Raw genomic sequence first — 17,810 nt, forward strand, 5'->3', positions numbered from 1 at the left:
AGCGCCAAGCCTGCTCAATAGTCGCGGCTAATCTCTGCCACCACGCTTTGCCGCCCAATGGTCGACACACTACCTAGCAAGGCCAGCCAGCGCGTGATCCGGTACTCCACGCTGGTGGCGCTGTATCCGCGTCCATCGGTCACGATCTCAACATAGACGCGGCGGCCAAGGTTCTTGCCCAGCGCCACGCCTGTGCCGCGGTTAAGCGCAGGATCGGCGCTGACAATGCGCAACTGATCAAGGCCTATCGCATTGCGCAGCCGGCTAACCGGATCCACCCCGCCGCCGCCGCGCAGGCTCGCCAAGGCTGCGCCCAATTGCAGCGCATCGGTGGCGGACAGGCTGGTGATCGAACCGCCGAACAGCAGGCGAGCGAGGATTTCCTCCTCCGGCAATTGCGGGTTAGAGCCAAAGGTGATCTCTGGACTTTCGGAATTGCCGCCGATCGCCACCGTCACATTGACGCCATCCGCACTTGTAGCCGCCTCGATGTCGAGGCGCGGATTGATCGGCTGGTTCACGTCAAAGGCGATGCGCCCGCGCGTTAGGTCAAACCGCGTGCCGGCAAAGGTGTAGGCTCCGCGCACCAACCGCGCCTCGCCGCCGATGCGCGGGTCGCTGGTCGTGCCGCGTAGTGCGATGTCCGCGCCCCATTCGCTGTCCAGACCCAGGCCATCGACGGAAATCCGGCTGTTTGTGCTGGCATCCACCAAATAGCGCCAGGTTGATGCAGAAGCGGTCCTGGGGCGCGCATCAATCGGCGTGTTCACTTCTCTGGTGCGCACCTCGGGCAGTGCCAAATCCTCGGCAGCAACGCCCAGCGCCCAGCTCGCCCGATTGATCCTTAACCGCCCGGCAATGGTTCCCCCGCTGCCATCAGAAATAATCCGCAAGGGTCCAGTCAATGTCGCGGACAGGCCATTGGCGTTGAGCAGGCGTGCATCATCCACCGCCGCGCGCAGATCGATCTGCGGCGGGCGGCCCGATTGCAGTCCGGCGAAATTGACCGACCCGCTCCCGCTGACAGTGCCGCCGCGCGCAGTTGTTCCGGCGAAACGGGCTAGGCGTAGGCGCGATCCAGCGAACTGCCCGCGCACAGCGACATTGGCGATATCTGTGCCAGACAGCGCGCTTTGCACCCGCAGATTGTCGCTCGCGACCCGGCCATTGAACACGGGGTTAGAAAGTGTGCCCGTCACCTTCGAGGAAACCGTCGCGGGACCGGTTAGATCAAACGTTTCGATCCCGATCAGGCGCCAAACTCCCTCAGCCGGGCCGTTGTAGTTGAAATCCGCAGCCAGCTTTCCACGCCGCAGCCGCTCCATCAAAGCGCCATTCAGCGGCACCGCAGTAATGTCCGCCTTGACCCGGCCAAGCCTCCGCCCCTCTTCGCGCAGCACCGCACCGCCGCTCAATCGGCTCGGCGTCAGGTCGAGCACCGCGAGGACATCAACTGGGCGCGAGGATAGGACGAGGCCTGAACGAGTGAAGTTCTTGATCTCAACCTTGGCGTTGGCGCTCGGCGGCGCGCTGCCCCTTTGGCGGTAATCGATCAGGCCAGAGATGACGCCGCCAAAGCCAAGGTCAGCAATCGCGAGATCGGCCAGTGAGAGCGGCATGTCGGCAAGTTTCGCCTGCACGGCGGTCTCCGCCCCGCCCAGCGCGCCCTCGACTATTGCATAGCCGCGGCCAAAGCCAACCTGCGTCGGGGCAAGCCGCCAGCCCTCCTGCCCCTCAGCCTGGGTCAGGACAGCGCGGCGCGGCATCGTAATATCGCGCCCAGCAAATTCACCCCGCGCCAGGAGCGCGAGGCGACGCGGCGCGATATCGCCATCAAACTTCAGCGCAAAGCGATCGCTCCGCCGTCCGGCAATCGACCCGGTCGCCTTACCTGTTCCATCGGTAACATCGGCCTTGCCCGCGAAGCGGCCGATGAACAGCGCGCCATATTCCAGGCCGGAGCCAGAGATGTCAGCATTGATGCGGCTGGATCCCTCGGTGAAGGCTCCGTTCGCGTTGATATCGGCGCTGGCCAAAGCCAAAGTGGTGGCCCCGCCAAAGCGCGCGCCGCGGACCGTCAAATCGGCGTCGAAGGCCTGAGCCGTCCCCTCTGGCACCAGCGCGATTGTCCCGCCAATGCCGCCGCCACTGAGCGTCAGATTTCCGCTTAGGCCGCGCTCTTCCAAAGCGAGCGCACCTGTCACATCAGTGCGCCAGATTTTGAGGCTTGAGATGTCGATCCGCGCCGGACCATCGCCGGGCAAGGCAAGGCCCAGTGCCCCTTTAAACGGGCCAAGCAGAGACCCCCCTCGGTATCGATCGCAAAGCCATTGTCACTCGGCGCAATCGCGACGCGGACATTGGCGAGACCAGCTGCGGGCAAGGGATCCGCGAAGACCAAAGTCGCGCGCGGGCCATCACCGCCGAACGCTCCATCAATCGTGAAGTCGCCGTAGTCCGCGTGCCGCCCGGAGCCGACAAGGCTAGTCGTGCCATCAACCACTCGTCCATCAGCAGCGAGAGACAGTTTCACGCTCTCCGCCTCCAGCGCGGTGAAGGAGAACGGCGAATTGCCACCGACCGAGAGCCCGCCGCGCAGTTTTATCGGGCCGCCAGCTACATTGGCGACCGTCTCATTGGCGATGCTGGACAGCTCGCCTGCAAAATTCGCTCGCAGGCTCCAGGGGATGTTCGCACCCAGTTTCAGCAGGACTTTTGCGGTCGCATTGGCACTGCCAATATCGGGCAGATCAAACCCGCGCGCACTGACCGGCCCGGCCAACGCATAAACCCCCGCCGACGTGTCACCTCGCAGCGTGAGATTGGCCCCAAGCGTTTCAAAGGCGAGGCGCAGGTTATCGCTGGTAAGGCGTCCCTCTCGCCAATCTAGGCCGCCGCGCAAAATGCCGCTGATCAGCTTCGGGTCGAGCGCGGCAATGCCAGTCGTTACCCCGCCGCTGGTCGTATCGAGCGGCACCGACCAACCGGCTCCATCATAGCGCGCCGTGCCGGACTGGACGATATTGGCGACCTCAGTCTCGCCAGAGATAAGCGTGCCGATTTGCAGGGAATGCTCGGCCGCTAACTCACGGAATGGGCCGTTCAATGTTGCGGAAAGCCGGGTGTTTTGCAGCGAGACGGCTGAACCGAGCAGCGCAGGATCGCGCAGCAGAGCGCTCAGCCCAAAGCCATCAAAACGGTTGTCAGCCAGATCAACCGCGCCCTGGCCCCGCGCGAACAGTGCGGGGGTAGCCGCAGCAAACCTTCCGTCAAAAGTGCTGTCTTCCAGCGTTCCAACCAGCGACAGCGAAAGAGCATCGCCCAATGCCCGTGCCGCGATCCCAGTGCCGGTGATCGGCGGAGAAACCTGCCCCAACAGGCTGTATTCGCCCGCGCGATTGGTGATCTGAAAACCGGCGACGCGCGACGGATCTTCACCGCCCATCTCCTCCACCAGCAGATGGCCGAGCCATTTCTCCCATGTCCCCTCGCCATCAATGCGTGCGCGGTAGCCGCGATCAAGCCCCGCCATTTGCGCAATCACACCAGCGGCGGGCGCGGCATAGTCGAGCTTTATGTCGAACTCGTCGCCATCCGGCATGGCGTTCAGCAGCAGGGCGATGCGATCTTCGCGGCCCAAAGTGCCTTCCAAATCGACAAAGACACGACCAGAGCGGATGTCAGCCTCCGCCGACAGGTTCACTTGCTGCGCATCCTCACCGGCAATGCCTGGGGCAAGCGTCAGGCTGTCGATGGTCAGCTCATCAACGCGAATATCAAAGTCTGGCAGGATCGGTGCGTCTGGGTCGCCGGGAAGCAGCTCGGGCAACCGGCTGAGCGTGCCGCGCCGCGCGCTAAGCTCTCGAATGTCGATGCCGGTGGTCAGCCAGGCGAGCGGGTTCCAATTGAGATCAACCTCCGGGATCGCGAGGAATTCTCCCACCGGATCAAACACCGTCACATCGTGCAGCGTAGCCTTTCCGTAAATATCGCCCTCGATCCGCCCAACCTCAAAGCGCAGCCCGGATGCTGGCGCGACTTGAGCAATCTGATCGGTCACAAAGCGCTTGCCGATTGGCGTGCTCAAAAACGCGGCAGCCAGCACCAGCGGCAAGAGGATAATCGCCAACGCCCAGCCAAGCCGCTTTGCCCAGCGCCGCTTGCGCTTCACCGGTGAGCTGTCAGCCTGCGTCTCGATCACGGCTTCGTCGCTCATCAGAACGCCTGCCCCAGGCTGACATAGACGACAACCGGACTGTCGAACTCATTGGGATTGAGCGGCACGCCAACATCGACACGGATCGGGCCGAACCCGGTTTTGTACCGCGCGCCCACACCAGCACCGACGCGGATCAGGCCGAAATCCGGCGTGTTGTCGACCGAGACAGAGCCCGCATCAACGAAGGGCACCACTTCCAGTGCACCGTCGAACAAGCCCGTTTCGATCCGCGCTTCGAGCGAAAATTCCACTAATGAGCGCCCGCCTGTGGCTTCTCCGGTGTCGGGATTGCGCGGACCGATGGCTTGAAAGCCATAGCCGCGCACCGAACCGCCACCGCCAGCATAGAGCCGCCTTGAAGGCGCAATGGCATCAACACCCGCCCCCTGAATGGTCGCGAATTTCGCGCGGCTGGCAATTACAGTGGAACCGACCGATTGGTAGTAGGTCGCATCCGCTTCGCTGCGGAAATAGAAGCTGGTTGCCCCGCGCGATTGCGAAACCTCAGGCGCAAGGAAACCGGTAAGCCGGTATCCGCTTGTGGGGTCGAGCAGATCATCGCTGGCATCGATGGTTGCGCGGCCAAACAGCGCGCCAATGACAAAGTCCTGACGCGGGGATTCCGCGCCATCAATCCCTTGGTTGCGCTCATCAGAATACAGCAACTCGCCGCCCAGTGCCCAGCTGAATGGCTTTTGGAACAGCAGGTTGGAAAGCCGCTCAAATGTGCCGCGCAGGCCAATCGTGCGGGCATCCACCGCCTCGGTTTCAATATCACTGGCATAAGTATCGAGGGTAAGGACTTGGTCACGTGCGCGGAAATTGCCTCGCTTGAGGCTGAGGCTGGCCAGTCGTTCGCGCGTGCCGAGGATCCCGCGCAGGGTCAGCGCCCCTTCTGGCGGGAAGAGATTGCGGTGTTCCCACCCCGCCTCAACCTTCAGGCCATCCTCAGAGCCAAAGCCAATCGCGCCAGAAATCGTGCGCAGCTTGGCCTGCTCAATCCCAACATCGAGTGCGACTACGCCCGGCTCATCACCGCGTGGCGGAGTGATTTCTCTGGGCGTCACGGTGACCGTCGAAACCAGTCCCGTCGCTGTGACCGCCCGGCGCAGGTCAAATTCCTGACTGCGCCGATAGATATCACCCGGATCAAAGCGCGCAATCCGCGAGAGGTGCTTGCCAGACAGGAACTCCGGCTGGCTACTGGTGACTTCGCCGAAGACATATTTGCCGCCTGGCTCAACCGGCAGTGTCAAATCGCCCTCTCGCCGGGCGTGATCGATCAGCAATTCCGGCTCTTCGATCTCCGCAAAGGGATAGCCGCTTTCGCCCAGCGCCGTATCCAGCGCAATCTGCTGCTCAACAATCCGGTCGGCGTACAGCGGGTCGCCAGACTGGATCGCAAAGGCATTGCGCAGATCGAGATAATCGAGCGCGCTGGAAAGAGCGCCGAGATTGATCTCGCCAAAAGAGTATCGCGGGCCAGGCAGAATATCGAAGCGAGCACGCGGCCGAGCGCTGGCGGTGTCTTCACCGGGTCGAACGCCGGACAGTTGGCGGATCACCTGGCCATCGTAATAGCCATAATTGCGCAAAGTTCGCTGAAGCAGGTCTTGATCAGACCGCGCACGCGCCGCCAATTGCGCGATACTGGCCTCGCCGCCGCCCAGAGTTTCCACGGTAGAAAGTGCTTCAAATCGGGCGAGAAACGCCGCACGCTCAGGGAAACCCTCTGCATCGGCGGGAAAACCCAACTCCAATTCGTCAGATATGTCGAATCGGGCGAGCTCTGGCAGGTCGATGAGATCGGGCGCATCAATCTCCGCCAGCGCCTCAACCTCAGGATCAGGGGTAAGCGGTTCGGGCACCGCAATCGTCAGCGTTTCGAGTTCTTCGGCGACCCGGTCCGGCGCACCCGCAATATCGGTCACGGGATCGTTCGCTGGATCAGGGTTGTCCAAGACCGTTGCGGCTGGCCCCGCGCCTTGCGTCGCCCAGCCTTCGGCATTCTCCACCGCGCTATCCGGGATCAGATCTTCAAGCGAACGCAGCGCTGGCGGAGCAGCAGGTGCTGGCGCTTCGCTTGGGCTTTCTTGGGACACTGCACCCTCGGCATTACCCTCGATGGCGCGTTCATTTTTGGCCGGTTGCACAACCTCTGGCGAGGCATTCTGCGCATAGGCATACGGACCATGCACAGCGCAGCCCATCGCCGCAGCAAGCCCGATGCCTCGCAATGTCAGAGGATTATGTCGCTGGAAATTTGACCGGCTGGCCGTCTTTACCGCGCGCGCCCTTGATCCGCTCGTCAAGCGAGTCTTTGGGCGCAGTGGCCTCAGCAATAAGCTCGCTTTGCTCTTCATCGGACATACGTTGCCAGCCGTCACGGGTCAGCCGTTCGAGCGGGCGATAGCGCACCTTATATTGCATCCGCGGCGATCCCTCGACCCAGTAGCCCAAATAGACATAGGGAAGCCCTTGCTCCGCAGCGCGCACTATGTGGTCGAGAATGATAAGGTTGCCAAGCCCCGCGCGCGCTTCATGATCGGGATCATAAAAGCTGTAAATCATCGATAGGCCGTCGCCTTGGCGATCAGTCAGACAGGCACCGACCAACCGGCCTGGCTCGCCATTTCGGCTTGGCTCACGGTATTCGACAACATAGCTGGTGACCGGTGTATGCTCGACCATGTCAGCATAATCGAGTTCGTCCATTGCCGCCATGCCGCCATCGGGGTGGCGCGCGCCCAAATATTTGGCGAGAAGCTCAAACTGCTCATCGGTTGCCCATGGCCGGCACTCGGTAACAACGAGATCTTTGTTGCGCTTCATCAGCCGCCTTTGCGTACTGGAAGGCTTGAACTCGTCTGAGACAACCCGCACCGAAACACACGCCTGGCAATCAATGCAGCTAGGCCGATAGGCGACCGTTTGGCTGCGACGAAAACCAATCCGGCCAAGCGCTTCGTTCAACTGATCCGCATGCCCGCCTTTAAGCTCAGTGAAGACCTTACGCTCGCTTTTGCCCGGCAAATATGGGCAAGGCGCAGGGCTGGTAACAAAGAAACGAGGAAAGCGGATCGGGGCCGTCACGGGTTTGCCTTGCGTCCTCTTGCAAAGGGTGAATCAGGGGATTGGGCGTTAAGACATTCTTATGCCTGTTTGGCCGCCGCAGTAAAAGTATCTTAACCACAAAACAGCGTTAATAAAGTCTTACTTTGCACATTTCGCCGCAGGAATGGCGCAATTGCGTGGGGTATGAATTGGGATTGACGTCGATCCAGATACAGTTTGTGCGCCAGAGGTTAACGCGTAACTGAACGAAAAGCAGTCGAGATACGCCAGCGCCCTCAGGTTCGCAGAAGGGCGATCATGTGAGACGCGCAATATCTCAGAAGCGGCTTAAGCAAGCTCCGCCACGGTTACTTTGTAGTCCGCTTCGCGTAGCGCCGCGACCAAAGCATTGAGCTGATCGGCGTCGCGCGCCTCGCATTCAATGTCAGTTATCAAGCCCTTCGCGGGCAGCGTGGTGAAGATGCGCTGGTGATAGATCTCGATGATGTTCACATTGTGCGCGTCGAACAGCCGCATAACCTTGAACAAAGCGCCTGGGCGATCCTGCAAAGTCACACGCAGACGCGCCAGCCGCCCTTGCCGCGCAAGATCGCGCAGAAGAACATTTGCCAACAAGCGGGTGTCAATATTGCCGCCGCACAAAACCATGCCCAGCGATTTTCCGGCGAAGCGTTCTGGATGCTGCAAGACCGCGGCAAGGCCAGCCGCGCCCGCGCCTTCGACAACGGTCTTCTCAATTTGCAATAATAAGGCGACCGCATTTTCCAGCGCTGGTTCATCAACCAACAGGATATCATCGACTCGCTCTGCAATCACCTTGCTCGTGAATTCGCCGGGCTGTTTGACCGCGATACCTTCAGCCAAAGTGTCGCCGCCGCAGATCCGCTCTTCGCCCTTGATCCGCGCATACATGCTGGGAAACAGGCTTGCTTGAACTCCAACCATTTCGATGTCCGGATTGAGCGCGCGGGCGACTGTCGACATACCAGAGATGAGACCGCCGCCACCAATGGGCGTGACCAGGCAATCAAGGTCAGACTTTTGCTCCAGCATCTCCAAGGCAACGGTGCCTTGGCCAGCAGCAACATGCGGATCGTCAAACGGGTGCACAAACGTCAGCCCCATTTCCTGTTCCAGCTTACGCGCATGGGCGTTGGCATCGTCAAATGTCTCGCCTTCGAGCACGACATTACCGCCGACGCTCTCGGTTTGCATCACTTTAACCGTCGGCGTGGTGCGAGGCATCACAATCGTGACCGGCACGCCCAGCCGCGTGCCATGATAAGACAGGCCTTGGCTATGGTTTCCCGCAGACGCCGCGATCACACCGCGAGCGCGCTGTTCTTCGGTCAGTTGCAACAAGGCATTAAGCGCGCCGCGCTCTTTATAGGCGGCGGTGAACTGCTGGTTCTCAAATTTCAGCCAAATCTCTGCACCGGTAATCTGCGACAGAGTTATCGAGTGCATCATCGGCGTTTTGACCACCGCGCCATCAATGCGCGCCGCGGCGGCTCGCACATGATCAAGGGTGAGGTCAGCAGGGCCGCAATTCGCAGGGGCTGATGTGGTGGCAGAGGCAGATTGTGCTGTCATAGTGCCGGGGCGAGTAAGCCTTTGCAGAGCGAAGGGCAATTCCAATTGCGCGATCTGCTTTATTGGCAGCTAGGGCAATTGCCATTACTGCCTCGCCCCATGAGCAAAATCCAAGTGAATTCGGACCTGACAATCGCCTTTATCGGCCTTGGTGTGATGGGCGGCCCTATGACCGGGCATCTCGCGCGCGCAGGCCACAAAGTAAGAGCGTACAACCGTTCACCAGAACGCGCAGCCAAGTGGCAAGGTGTCTGGGCGAAGGAAGGCCTCGACGTCGCTTTCGCCGCATCACCTGCAGAGGCGGCGAGCAGCGCGGATATCGTTTTTACATGCGTGGGCAATGATGAAGACCTGGCCAGTGTGACCTTTGGAGAGACCGGCGTCTTGAGTGCGATTGCAGAGGGCGCTTTGCTGGTCGATCACACGACCGTATCAGCAGATATGGCCCGGCAGCTGGCGGCGGCCTGTATAGACAAAAACGTGGATTGCGTGGATGCCCCAGTTTCGGGCGGACAGGCTGGCGCAGAAAACGGTCAGCTCGCGATCATGTGTGGCGGCAGCGAAGACGCCTTGGCCCGCGCCGCTCCGATCATGGATTGCTACGCCAAATCCATTGTCCATGTCGGAGAAGTTGGTGCTGGGCAGACAGCCAAGATGGCCAACCAGATGTGCATCGCCGGTATACTTGCCGGCCTGTCCGAGGCCATAAGGCTGGCTGAGGCCGCTGGCCTTGACATGGACAAGACCTATCAAGCGATCTCTGGCGGGGCGGCGCAAAGCTGGCAAATGGACAATCGCTGGGCCACCATGGCTGCCGATAGTTTCGATTTCGGCTTTGCCATCGATTGGATGCGCAAGGATTTAGGCTATGCTCTGGACGAGGCAAAACGCCTGGGGCTGTCTTCACCCGTGACAGCGCTGGTCGATCAATTCTATGCCGAAGTGCAAGCGGGAGGAGGCGGGCGCCGCGACACCAGCGCGCTCATCACCCGGCTGCCACAAGCCAAGAAGGACTAAGACAGAGATATGATCCGCAAATTCACCGCCGCGCTGGGTGCTGCCACAGCTATTCTCGCGCTCAGCGCCAGTCCTGCTGTGGCTGACACGTTGGTTTATAATGTCGATGGCATCACCATTGGCGAAGACGGCGAACTGAAGCGGTTCGTCGGACTGGTGTTTGATGAGGAAGGCAAGATCACCGATCTGGTCGAGCACGGTGAGGAGCGGCCCGGCGACATCGACTTTGGCGTGGACGGCGAAGGCCGGGTCATGCTGCCCGGAATGATCGATGCACACTTGCACATCATGGGCGTTGGCTTTGGCGCGCTGACGCTTGATCTGTCGCAAACCACCTCGCTAGAAGACGCGTTGGCAAAGATCGCAGAATTCGCCGCAGAGAATCCTGGACGGCCATGGATCCTTGGCCGCGGCTGGAACCAGGAGAAATGGGGCCTGGGCCGGTTCCCAACCGCCGAGGAATTGGATGCAGTTGTGTCTGATCGTCCCGTCTGGCTGAGCCGAGTGGATGGCCATGCGAGCTGGGCCAATACCAAAGCAATGGAAGCCGCCAGCGTAACAGCTGCCTCGCAGTCACCCAGCGGCGGGCGGATCATCCGCAAACCCGGCAGTCAGGAACCAGCAGGCGTCTTCGTGGATGCAGCGGAAAGTCTGGTGAATGCGGTGGTGCCCCCGCCCCGCCCGGAAGACCGCGATCTGGCGTTGCGCAAAGCGCAGGAAATTCTCTTCGCCAATGGCGTGACCGCTGCGGCCGACATGGGCACCTCGATTGAAGACTGGCAGACCTATCGGCGCGCAGGCGACAATGGTACGCTCAAGATGCGGATCATGTCCTACGCCCGCGATATTGAGACGATGTCGCTGATCGGTGGGCCTGGCCCAACACCCTGGCTGTATGATGACCGCCTGCGCATGGGCGGGATCAAGCTCTATCTCGATGGCGCTCTGGGCTCGCGCGGGGCGACACTGAAAGAACCTTATGCAGATGAGCCGGGCACACGCGGCCTCCCATTGTTGTCGCAGGCGCAATTGCGCAATTTGATGAGCCGCGCGGCGCTCGATAATTTTCAACCCGCCGTCCATGCGATTGGTGATGCGGCAAACTCCGATGTGCTGGCAGCGATTGAAGAGCTCAATTCAAGCTACACTGGCGATCGGCGCTGGCGGATCGAACACGCGCAAATCGCAGACCCAGCAGACCTGCCAACCTTCGGCAAATTCGGGATCATCGCCTCGATGCAGCCTTTGCACCAAACCTCTGATCGCTTGATGGCAGAGGCGCGGTTGGGGCCCGACCGTCTCGGCGGTGCCTATGCCTGGCGCAGCGTGCTGAATGTTGGAGGGCGCCTGGCCTTTGGATCTGACGCTCCGGTGGAACCTGCTGATGCCTTCGCTGGCCTTGCTGTCGCAATCAGCCGCACGGATGCGGATGGTCAGCCCTTTGGGGGATGGCGTGCGCAGGAAACGGTGAGTCGAGAGCAAGCTCTACGAGCCTTTACAGCGGATGCCGCCTTTGCCGGATTTGCCGATGGGCGCTTTGGACGCTTGATACCCGGTGAGCGTGCCGACTTCTTACTGGTCGACCGTGATCCGATGCTGGCCTCACCCGAAGACATCCGCGCAACCCAAATCAGCGAAGTATGGGTTGGCGGCGAGCAAGTCGTCGCGCGCTAAGCCCACGCGGCCTCTGCGCGGTTGCACGTGACGCATCATAGGGCCATTGTCTGATTGATCACAAAGTGAATTGTTCGAAGCACACGGATACGCTGATTTGGATAAAGTATTAAGTGATCCTGGGTATGTTCGAGTTGAGCTACGAGGGGTGAGAAGCGATTCGGTGCTCGCGTGCTATTTGAAGCGGGGCGTAGTGAGCAGTTGCAGCATTTTTCGCACTCGAAAGTGCGTCAAAAATGCATCATGTCGCAGACTGTTTCGCTACACCTCTGATAGAAAAGGATTTTAAAGACCATTTTGGCTGCACTACATTGAAGATTAGGGTTGCCATGAAGAAATTGATCGCCTAGTTAACCAACGAATTCTGAATTCAAGAAAATCAATCAGGAGAATATTGATGAAATTCCGTACGCTTGCCGCTGCAACAGCAGCAGTTTCGCTCGCAGCAACCCCGGCTATCGCAGAAGCCGCATTTGACCGTTCGGCTGCTCCAGTCGAAGGCGAAAGCGAACTCGAAGGCGGCTCGGGCATCATTATTGCACTTCTGGCAGCAGCAGCTGTCATTGCGGGTATCGTGATCGCTGCAGACGGCGACGACGATCCCGTCAGCGCCTAAGACGCGAAACACTATCAATAAGAATTACGGGGTCCTTCGGGGCCCCGTTTTTTTTGACCTTTTGAGAGATCAATCGGTGGGGCGATGGCCGCACGCCCAGCACAGGTTTAGGCCCTAAGTGTAATTGATGCTTTGAAGGATCCGGATATTGCGGCGCGCTCGACTGTAAGCCTGCCAACATGCTTGGAACGATCGCACCAATGCGTTGCAGCTATTCTTCCACCGACCTTCATAAAGCGCGAAAACTATCTCGTTTAAAGCCCTCGATCGGACTACGCTTAGATCAAACTCTCGTCCGCTATTGATGTGCTAGCCAAAGAACCGAGACTTGCCAGCGTTGGTGGCAAAGCGCCGACCTCAACGAGAGCTCTAGGCCTCGCCCAAATCGCTACGACCAACAGCCTCATCGTCATCTCCCCCTAAAGCAGCTGCAGACACGTCTCCGTCCTCCACAATGCTTCCTTCGTCCGACGCATCCGCATCATCGCCCTCGGCACTTTCATCATTGCCTCGCCCGCGCTCTTGCAAGCGCATCAGCACAAGCGATCCTTCGAACAGCAACAACAGAGGCACGGCCAGGATCACCTGTGAGCCGGGATCAGGGGGCGTCACCACTGCAGCAAGCGCCACAACGCCGACAATCACATAGCGGCGAGCGGCAACGAATTGCGCCCGCGTGACAATGCCTGCCCGGTTCAACAGCAGCAGCAAGACCGGCAGCAGAAAGCTCATCCCAAAGGCGAGAATGAACTGCATCACCAGACTGAGATAGTCACCAGCAGCGGGTAGAGCCTCGATATTGAGACCGCCAGCTTCGCCCTCAAAGGTCAGAAACCACCGAAACGCCGTTGGCATAACAATAAAGTACGCCAGCGAACCTCCCGCTAAGAACAGCACCGGCGTTGCCAGTAGAAACGGCAGAAACGCCTTCTTCTCTTTCGCGTAGAGACCCGGCGCGATGAAGGCCCACAATTGGTTCGCAATCACCGGGAAGCTGATGAAGAACCCGGCGAATAGAGCGACCTTCAACTCTACAAAGAACACTTCATAGAGCTTGGTGAAGATCAGTTGCCCTTCGCCCTCAGGAAAGGCGTCTTTCAGAGGCTGAATCAAGAAGCCCAAAATCTCGTCTGCAAAATAGAAGCAGACGCAAAACGCCAGTGTCAGCGCAATGACCGAGCGCACCAGGCGGCTGCGCAGTTCGATCAAATGATCAAGCAACGGTGCCTGCGTCTCGTCGATATCTCTTATGCCCAGAGCCATTGCCGATCTCTAGCCCTCGCTCTTCGACGAGGGTTTTGTCTTGGCCTTAGGTGTGCTTTTCGAAGCGACTTCAGGCTTCTTTGCGGCCTTCTTAGCTTTGGATCTCGGCCGCGCAGCAAGCGGCAACTCCGGCTCTTTCGCCTCAGTTTCGGCAGCACCATCCGCTTTCTTCGGCGCCTTGGCCGCTGACTGACTGCTCGCGCTTGCCTTAGACTTCTCGGTCGCCTTTGCTTCAGCCGTGGCAGGTTCGGGCGCTACGGACGTCGCCACTTCGGGCGCCTGAGCTTTCGGTGCAACAGGCGGAGGGCCAGTCATCACCGGCTCACCAACGGCGGCTTCTGCCGAGCCAGACTGGCGCTTCATTATCTCTTCGTTCTGCGCCTGCCACTTCTTTTCCATGTCCTCCAGATCGGCTTCGCGCACCATCGCATCAATGCCTGTGCGAAAATGCGAGGAAACCTTGCGGACCTTGCCAATCCAGCGGCCAGCCGTGCGCATAGCCAAAGGCAAATCCTTTGGCCCAATTACGATCACCGCGACAATCACGATGACCAGCAATTCTGCGGCGCCTAAATCGAACATATTTAGCTGGTCCGGCGCAATGCCGCTCTCTGTTCAGAGGTTACTTGGACGCGTCTTTCTGCTCTGCAGACGTGGTCTCGCTCGTCGCTGCGCTCTTGTCTGCTGGCGGTTCGATTTGCCCGGCCGGCTCCGATGGCTTGGCCGCAGGGGCGTCGACGTCCTCACTCATGCCCTTCTTAAAGCTGGAGATGCCTTTGCCGAAATCGCCCATCATTTCTGAAATGCGGCCTCGCCCAAACAGGATGAGGACCACGACGGCGACGATGGCGATTTGCCAGACACTAAAACCCATGGGGGAATGACTTTCTCTGCTTAACCTAGAACGCCAATATAGGCGCGATGACGGCGCGGCGCCAGTCGCTAATCCAATGCATGCGGCGGAGAGTTGGTATCAGCATCAGCCGAGCCGGAGTTTTCTGAGGTTTCAACAGCGTTTGAGGTCTCTGCATCTACCTCGTCTTGCTCTTCAGACACGGCATCGCTGCCCGATACTTCCGCCTCGTCTGTATCGCCAGTGTCCGGGCTCATCGCCTCTTCCAGCGCATCATCAACCGGGTCGAGCAGGCCAGCCGCCTTCAGCTCGTCAATGCCCGGCAAGTCGCGGCGCGAGCTCAGCCCAAAGTGATCGAGAAATTCCGGCGTTGTCGCATAAATAACCGGGCGGCCCGGCACATCGCGGCGGCCAGCCAGCCTGATCCAACCCGCCTCCATCAGCACATCGAGCGTGCCCTTGGCGGTCTGAACCCCGCGGATGGATTCGATATCAGCTCGGCTAACCGGCTCATGATAGGCGATAATGGCAAGCACTTCGGTCGCGGCGCGGCTCAAACGGCGCACTTGCTCACGCTCTCTACGCAACAAATGCGCAAGGTCCGGTGCGGTTTCAAAATGCCAACGCTTGCCGCGCTCCACCAGATGGACGCCGCGTTTTTCGTAAAACTCGCTCAGTTCTTTTAGTCCATCGCGCACATCGGAATTGCTCATCCCGCCCAGATGCGTGCCCAATGCCTCAATGCTCATTGGCTCTTCAGAGGCAAACAACGTCGCCTCTAGGCTGCGCGCGATCTCGCTCGGCCCCTCGCTCACTGCGCACTCACTTTCTCTCGCAGGCGGCGAATGCGCAGCGCGCCGTAGGCCTCTTCCTGAGACAGCTCTGCCCGGCCCAGCCGCGCTAGCTCAAGCGCAGCGACGAAGCTGGAGGCGAGCGCAGACTTGCGCAGTTTCGGCTCTGCATGTGGCGGCAGGAAGTCACGAATCTCCATCCAATCAAGCGTGACGCCCAGCATGGAAGAGACCCGCTCCAGCGCGCTGTCGAGCGTCATAACCGGGCGATCAGAGACGTGATAGATACGCGGCGCAGTGCGCGCTTTCACCTGGCCGTATGCCTGGATCAGTGAGAAACTATCGCATTTCCACTGCGTCTTGCGATCGATCCGCAAGCCCTCTGGCGCGCCGCGCGTAAAGATGTCGCGTCCAATCCGGTCGCGCCCCATCAAACGGGCTGCGGCCTCGCGCATCGCGCCCAAACGCTGAAGCCGCAATTGCAGACGCATCGCCAGCTCTTCTGGACTTGGGTCTTCCTGCTCATCCTTGGGCAACAGCAGCGCGGATTTGAGATACGCCAGCCACGCTGCCATCACGAGATAATCAGCGGCCAGCTCAAGCCGCATGGCCTCCGCCTCCTCAACATAGGTGAGGTATTGATCGACCAGCGCCAGGATGGAGATTTGCCTGAGGTCAACTTTTTGCCGGCGCGCAAGGTCCAGCAAGAGATCGAGCGGCCCCTCCCAACCATCAAGCTCTAGATAGAGCGCCTTTTCGCGCTCGCTCTTTTCTGACGCCGCGCCATCGGGATCACCCCAATGCGCTTCGCCAGCGCTGCTCACACTGCCTGGCTCCGGCTTCTCGCCGCTGCCGCCCTCTAGCATGAAGCCATCAGAGCTCATACCGCCGCCTCCGCAATGTTCAGCAGAGCATCGCGTTTTGCGAGCAGGTCGGACGCCTCGCCCAGGTCATCACGCACCTGAGTGTTTTCCAGCGCGCGATGGAGCCGCGCCGCCGTCGCTTCAGACATGGCAGGCAGAACCTCAGCGATACCGCGCATATCATCCATCTTGCCCCAGCAATTGAGGATAATGTCGCAGCCCGCAGCATGCGCCTTGGCCGAGCGCTCTGGGATCGTGCCCTCCAGCGCCTCCATATCTATATCATCGGTCAGCAGCAGGCCGTCAAAGCCAATAGCTCCGCGAATGATCTCGGCAATCACTTTGGAGGACAACGTAGCCGGATTGTCTGCATCCCAGACCGGGAATAGGAGGTGCGCAGTCATCCCCATCGGAGCAGAGGCAAGCGAGCGAAACGGTGCGATATCATGCTCCAGCTGCTCTGCGCTCGCATCCACTCGCGGCATTTCCTTGTGCGAATCCACAGTGGCTCGGCCGTGACCTGGCATATGCTTGATACAACCAGCAACTCCGCCAGTGGTCAGGCCGTCAAGGGTCGCACGTCCCAAAGCGGCAACCTGTACGGGGTCACTGCCCAAAGCGCGGTCTCCGATCGCATCGGTTGTTCCCGGTTGGCGAACATCGAGCGGTGGGTGATAGGTGACCGTAATGCCCATCGCCGACAGTTCCAGCGCCATCGCATGGGCATTTGCCCGAGCGGCTTCGATCGCGCTGGCAGGTGCAATTTGATAGAGCCTGTCGAACGCCTCGCCTGCGGGATAATGCGCCCATTGCGGTGGACGCAGCCGAGCAACCCGGCCGCCCTCTTGATCGATAGAGACCAGCAAGCGGTCGCGGCCATGCAGACTGCGCAGATCATCCGTCAACGCGCGCAGCTGCTCTGCATTGTCGCAATTTCGGCCAAACAGGATGTAGCCCGCCGGATCGGCCTCCTTGAAGAAGGCGCGTTCCTCTTCGGTTAGCGCGGGGCCAGAAAGTCCAAAGATGGCCGGTGTCATTGGCGAAACCTTGCAGGCGCGCCCGGTTCAATCAAGCGTGGTAACCCTGATCCGTGGGGAAAAGTGACCGGACCTGCGCCTCAACGCTTCACCTGGCAGGCAACGCCATCCGCCTTGAGATCGCTACAGAGCTTTTGCGCAGCGGCAAGATTGCCCGCCACCGCCTGCAGACGGTAGACCGTACCGATGTCCGCCTCACCCTTTTGGACGCGGTGACGCACACCGCTGAGCACGCTGGTCTGACGCGTCAGCGTAACCCAGCCAGCCTCTGCCTTAGCGCGGGTGCCATAGGCGCCAACTTGCACGCCAACGGCGCTGCTTGCGGCGGGCTTATCCTCGGTACTGCGGGTCGCGATGGCAGGGCCGGTGCTGCCCGAATTGGCGCCGGAGCCGCTGCCCGATGCAGTGCCGGCCGCATCAGAGCCGCCCGCGCCTGCACCATTTTCAGCGCCTGAACCGGCGCCTTCACCCGCTTCGGCGACTACGCCGTCACGGCTTTGGCCTTCTCCAACGGCCGGGGCGACATTGCCGGTGCCTGCAAATTCTTTGCCACCGGGATCATCCGGGCGCTCTTTATAAGGGCCCTCTGGCGCCACGATCGTGCTTCCATCGGCGACCAATTCCTGATCACCGGTTTTGTTGGTGACGAACCACACCGCGCCGATCACACCGGCCAACACGACCAGCAGAATCGCGGCAAAGCCAATAATCCGGGCGGTATCTACCCCGCCATCATCATCTTCTTCGTCGGATTCCAGCCACGGCAGGCTTTCTTCTTCTGACAAGTCAAGTTCGGCTGCATCGCTCAT

15 protein-coding genes are annotated in these 17,810 nt (G+C 60.1%); 3 read left to right on the forward strand and 12 right to left on the reverse strand.

The window, feature by feature from the left end; translation table 11 throughout:
• Positions 1-14: 14 nt before the first annotated feature.
• From AC0V6O_RS11870 to AC0V6O_RS11890, 5 genes are all read right to left on the reverse strand, one after another.
• Complete coding sequence (locus tag AC0V6O_RS11870; protein ID WP_486144242.1) at positions 15-2,264, reverse strand: translocation/assembly module TamB domain-containing protein; 2,250 nt, start codon at positions 2,262-2,264, stop codon at positions 15-17.
• Positions 2,201-4,216, reverse strand: coding sequence for an AsmA family protein (locus tag AC0V6O_RS11875; protein WP_486144244.1), 2,016 nt, complete (start codon positions 4,214-4,216; stop codon positions 2,201-2,203). The genes AC0V6O_RS11870 and AC0V6O_RS11875 overlap by 64 nt, the downstream gene beginning before the upstream one ends.
• Entirely contained in the window at positions 4,216-6,417 is a 2,202-nt protein-coding gene (locus tag AC0V6O_RS11880) for an autotransporter assembly complex protein TamA (RefSeq protein WP_486144246.1), read from the reverse strand. Before AC0V6O_RS11880 ends, AC0V6O_RS11875 begins: the two co-directional genes overlap by 1 nt.
• 49 nt (positions 6,418-6,466) lie before the next feature.
• Entirely contained in the window at positions 6,467-7,312 is an 846-nt protein-coding gene (locus AC0V6O_RS11885; RefSeq protein WP_486144248.1) for an arginyltransferase, read from the reverse strand.
• Positions 7,313-7,621: 309 nt separating this feature from the next.
• Positions 7,622-8,887, reverse strand: a complete 1,266-nt coding sequence (locus tag AC0V6O_RS11890; RefSeq protein ID WP_486144250.1) for a threonine ammonia-lyase — start codon at positions 8,885-8,887, stop codon at positions 7,622-7,624.
• A gap of 99 nt (positions 8,888-8,986) precedes the next feature.
• Between AC0V6O_RS11890 and AC0V6O_RS11895 the strand changes: the two genes are divergently transcribed.
• The 3 genes from AC0V6O_RS11895 (at position 8,987) to AC0V6O_RS11905 (ending at position 12,194) form a co-directional block, all read left to right on the forward strand.
• Positions 8,987-9,904: an NAD(P)-dependent oxidoreductase gene (locus AC0V6O_RS11895; RefSeq protein ID WP_486144252.1), complete on the forward strand. Its 918-nt coding sequence runs from the start codon at positions 8,987-8,989 to the stop codon at positions 9,902-9,904.
• A 9-nt stretch (positions 9,905-9,913) separates the two neighbouring features.
• Complete coding sequence (locus AC0V6O_RS11900; RefSeq protein ID WP_486144254.1) at positions 9,914-11,578, forward strand: amidohydrolase; 1,665 nt, start codon at positions 9,914-9,916, stop codon at positions 11,576-11,578.
• Positions 11,579-11,975: 397 nt separating this feature from the next.
• On the forward strand, positions 11,976-12,194 hold the full coding sequence (locus tag AC0V6O_RS11905; RefSeq protein ID WP_486144256.1) for a hypothetical protein: 219 nt from the start codon (positions 11,976-11,978) through the stop codon (positions 12,192-12,194).
• Positions 12,195-12,563: 369 nt separating this feature from the next.
• Here AC0V6O_RS11905 and tatC read toward each other — a convergent pair whose 3' ends face one another.
• The 7 genes from tatC to AC0V6O_RS11940 form a co-directional block, all read right to left on the reverse strand.
• Positions 12,564-13,457, reverse strand: a complete 894-nt coding sequence (gene tatC / locus AC0V6O_RS11910) for a twin-arginine translocase subunit TatC (protein WP_486144258.1) — start codon at positions 13,455-13,457, stop codon at positions 12,564-12,566.
• Positions 13,458-13,466: 9 nt separating this feature from the next.
• Positions 13,467-14,039 carry a Sec-independent protein translocase protein TatB gene (gene tatB / locus AC0V6O_RS11915; protein ID WP_486144260.1) on the reverse strand — a complete coding sequence of 191 codons (573 nt, stop codon included), beginning with the start codon at positions 14,037-14,039 and terminating at the stop codon, positions 13,467-13,469.
• Between the two features lie 40 nt (positions 14,040-14,079).
• Positions 14,080-14,331 (reverse strand): twin-arginine translocase TatA/TatE family subunit, encoded by a 252-nt coding sequence (locus AC0V6O_RS11920; RefSeq protein ID WP_486144262.1) that lies wholly within the window; start codon positions 14,329-14,331, stop codon positions 14,080-14,082.
• A 68-nt stretch (positions 14,332-14,399) separates the two neighbouring features.
• On the reverse strand, positions 14,400-15,059 hold the full coding sequence (gene scpB / locus AC0V6O_RS11925; RefSeq protein WP_486145615.1) for an SMC-Scp complex subunit ScpB: 660 nt from the start codon (positions 15,057-15,059) through the stop codon (positions 14,400-14,402).
• Positions 15,060-15,121: 62 nt separating this feature from the next.
• Positions 15,122-15,985, reverse strand: a complete 864-nt coding sequence (locus AC0V6O_RS11930) for a segregation and condensation protein A (RefSeq protein ID WP_486144264.1) — start codon at positions 15,983-15,985, stop codon at positions 15,122-15,124.
• Positions 15,982-17,001: a beta-N-acetylhexosaminidase gene (nagZ, locus tag AC0V6O_RS11935; protein ID WP_486144266.1), complete on the reverse strand. Its 1,020-nt coding sequence runs from the start codon at positions 16,999-17,001 to the stop codon at positions 15,982-15,984. Before nagZ ends, AC0V6O_RS11930 begins: the two co-directional genes overlap by 4 nt.
• A gap of 80 nt (positions 17,002-17,081) precedes the next feature.
• Entirely contained in the window at positions 17,082-17,810 is a 729-nt protein-coding gene (locus tag AC0V6O_RS11940) for an SPOR domain-containing protein (protein WP_486144268.1), read from the reverse strand.

The sequence above is a fragment of the Erythrobacter sp. JB2-19 genome (genome assembly GCF_057365005.1).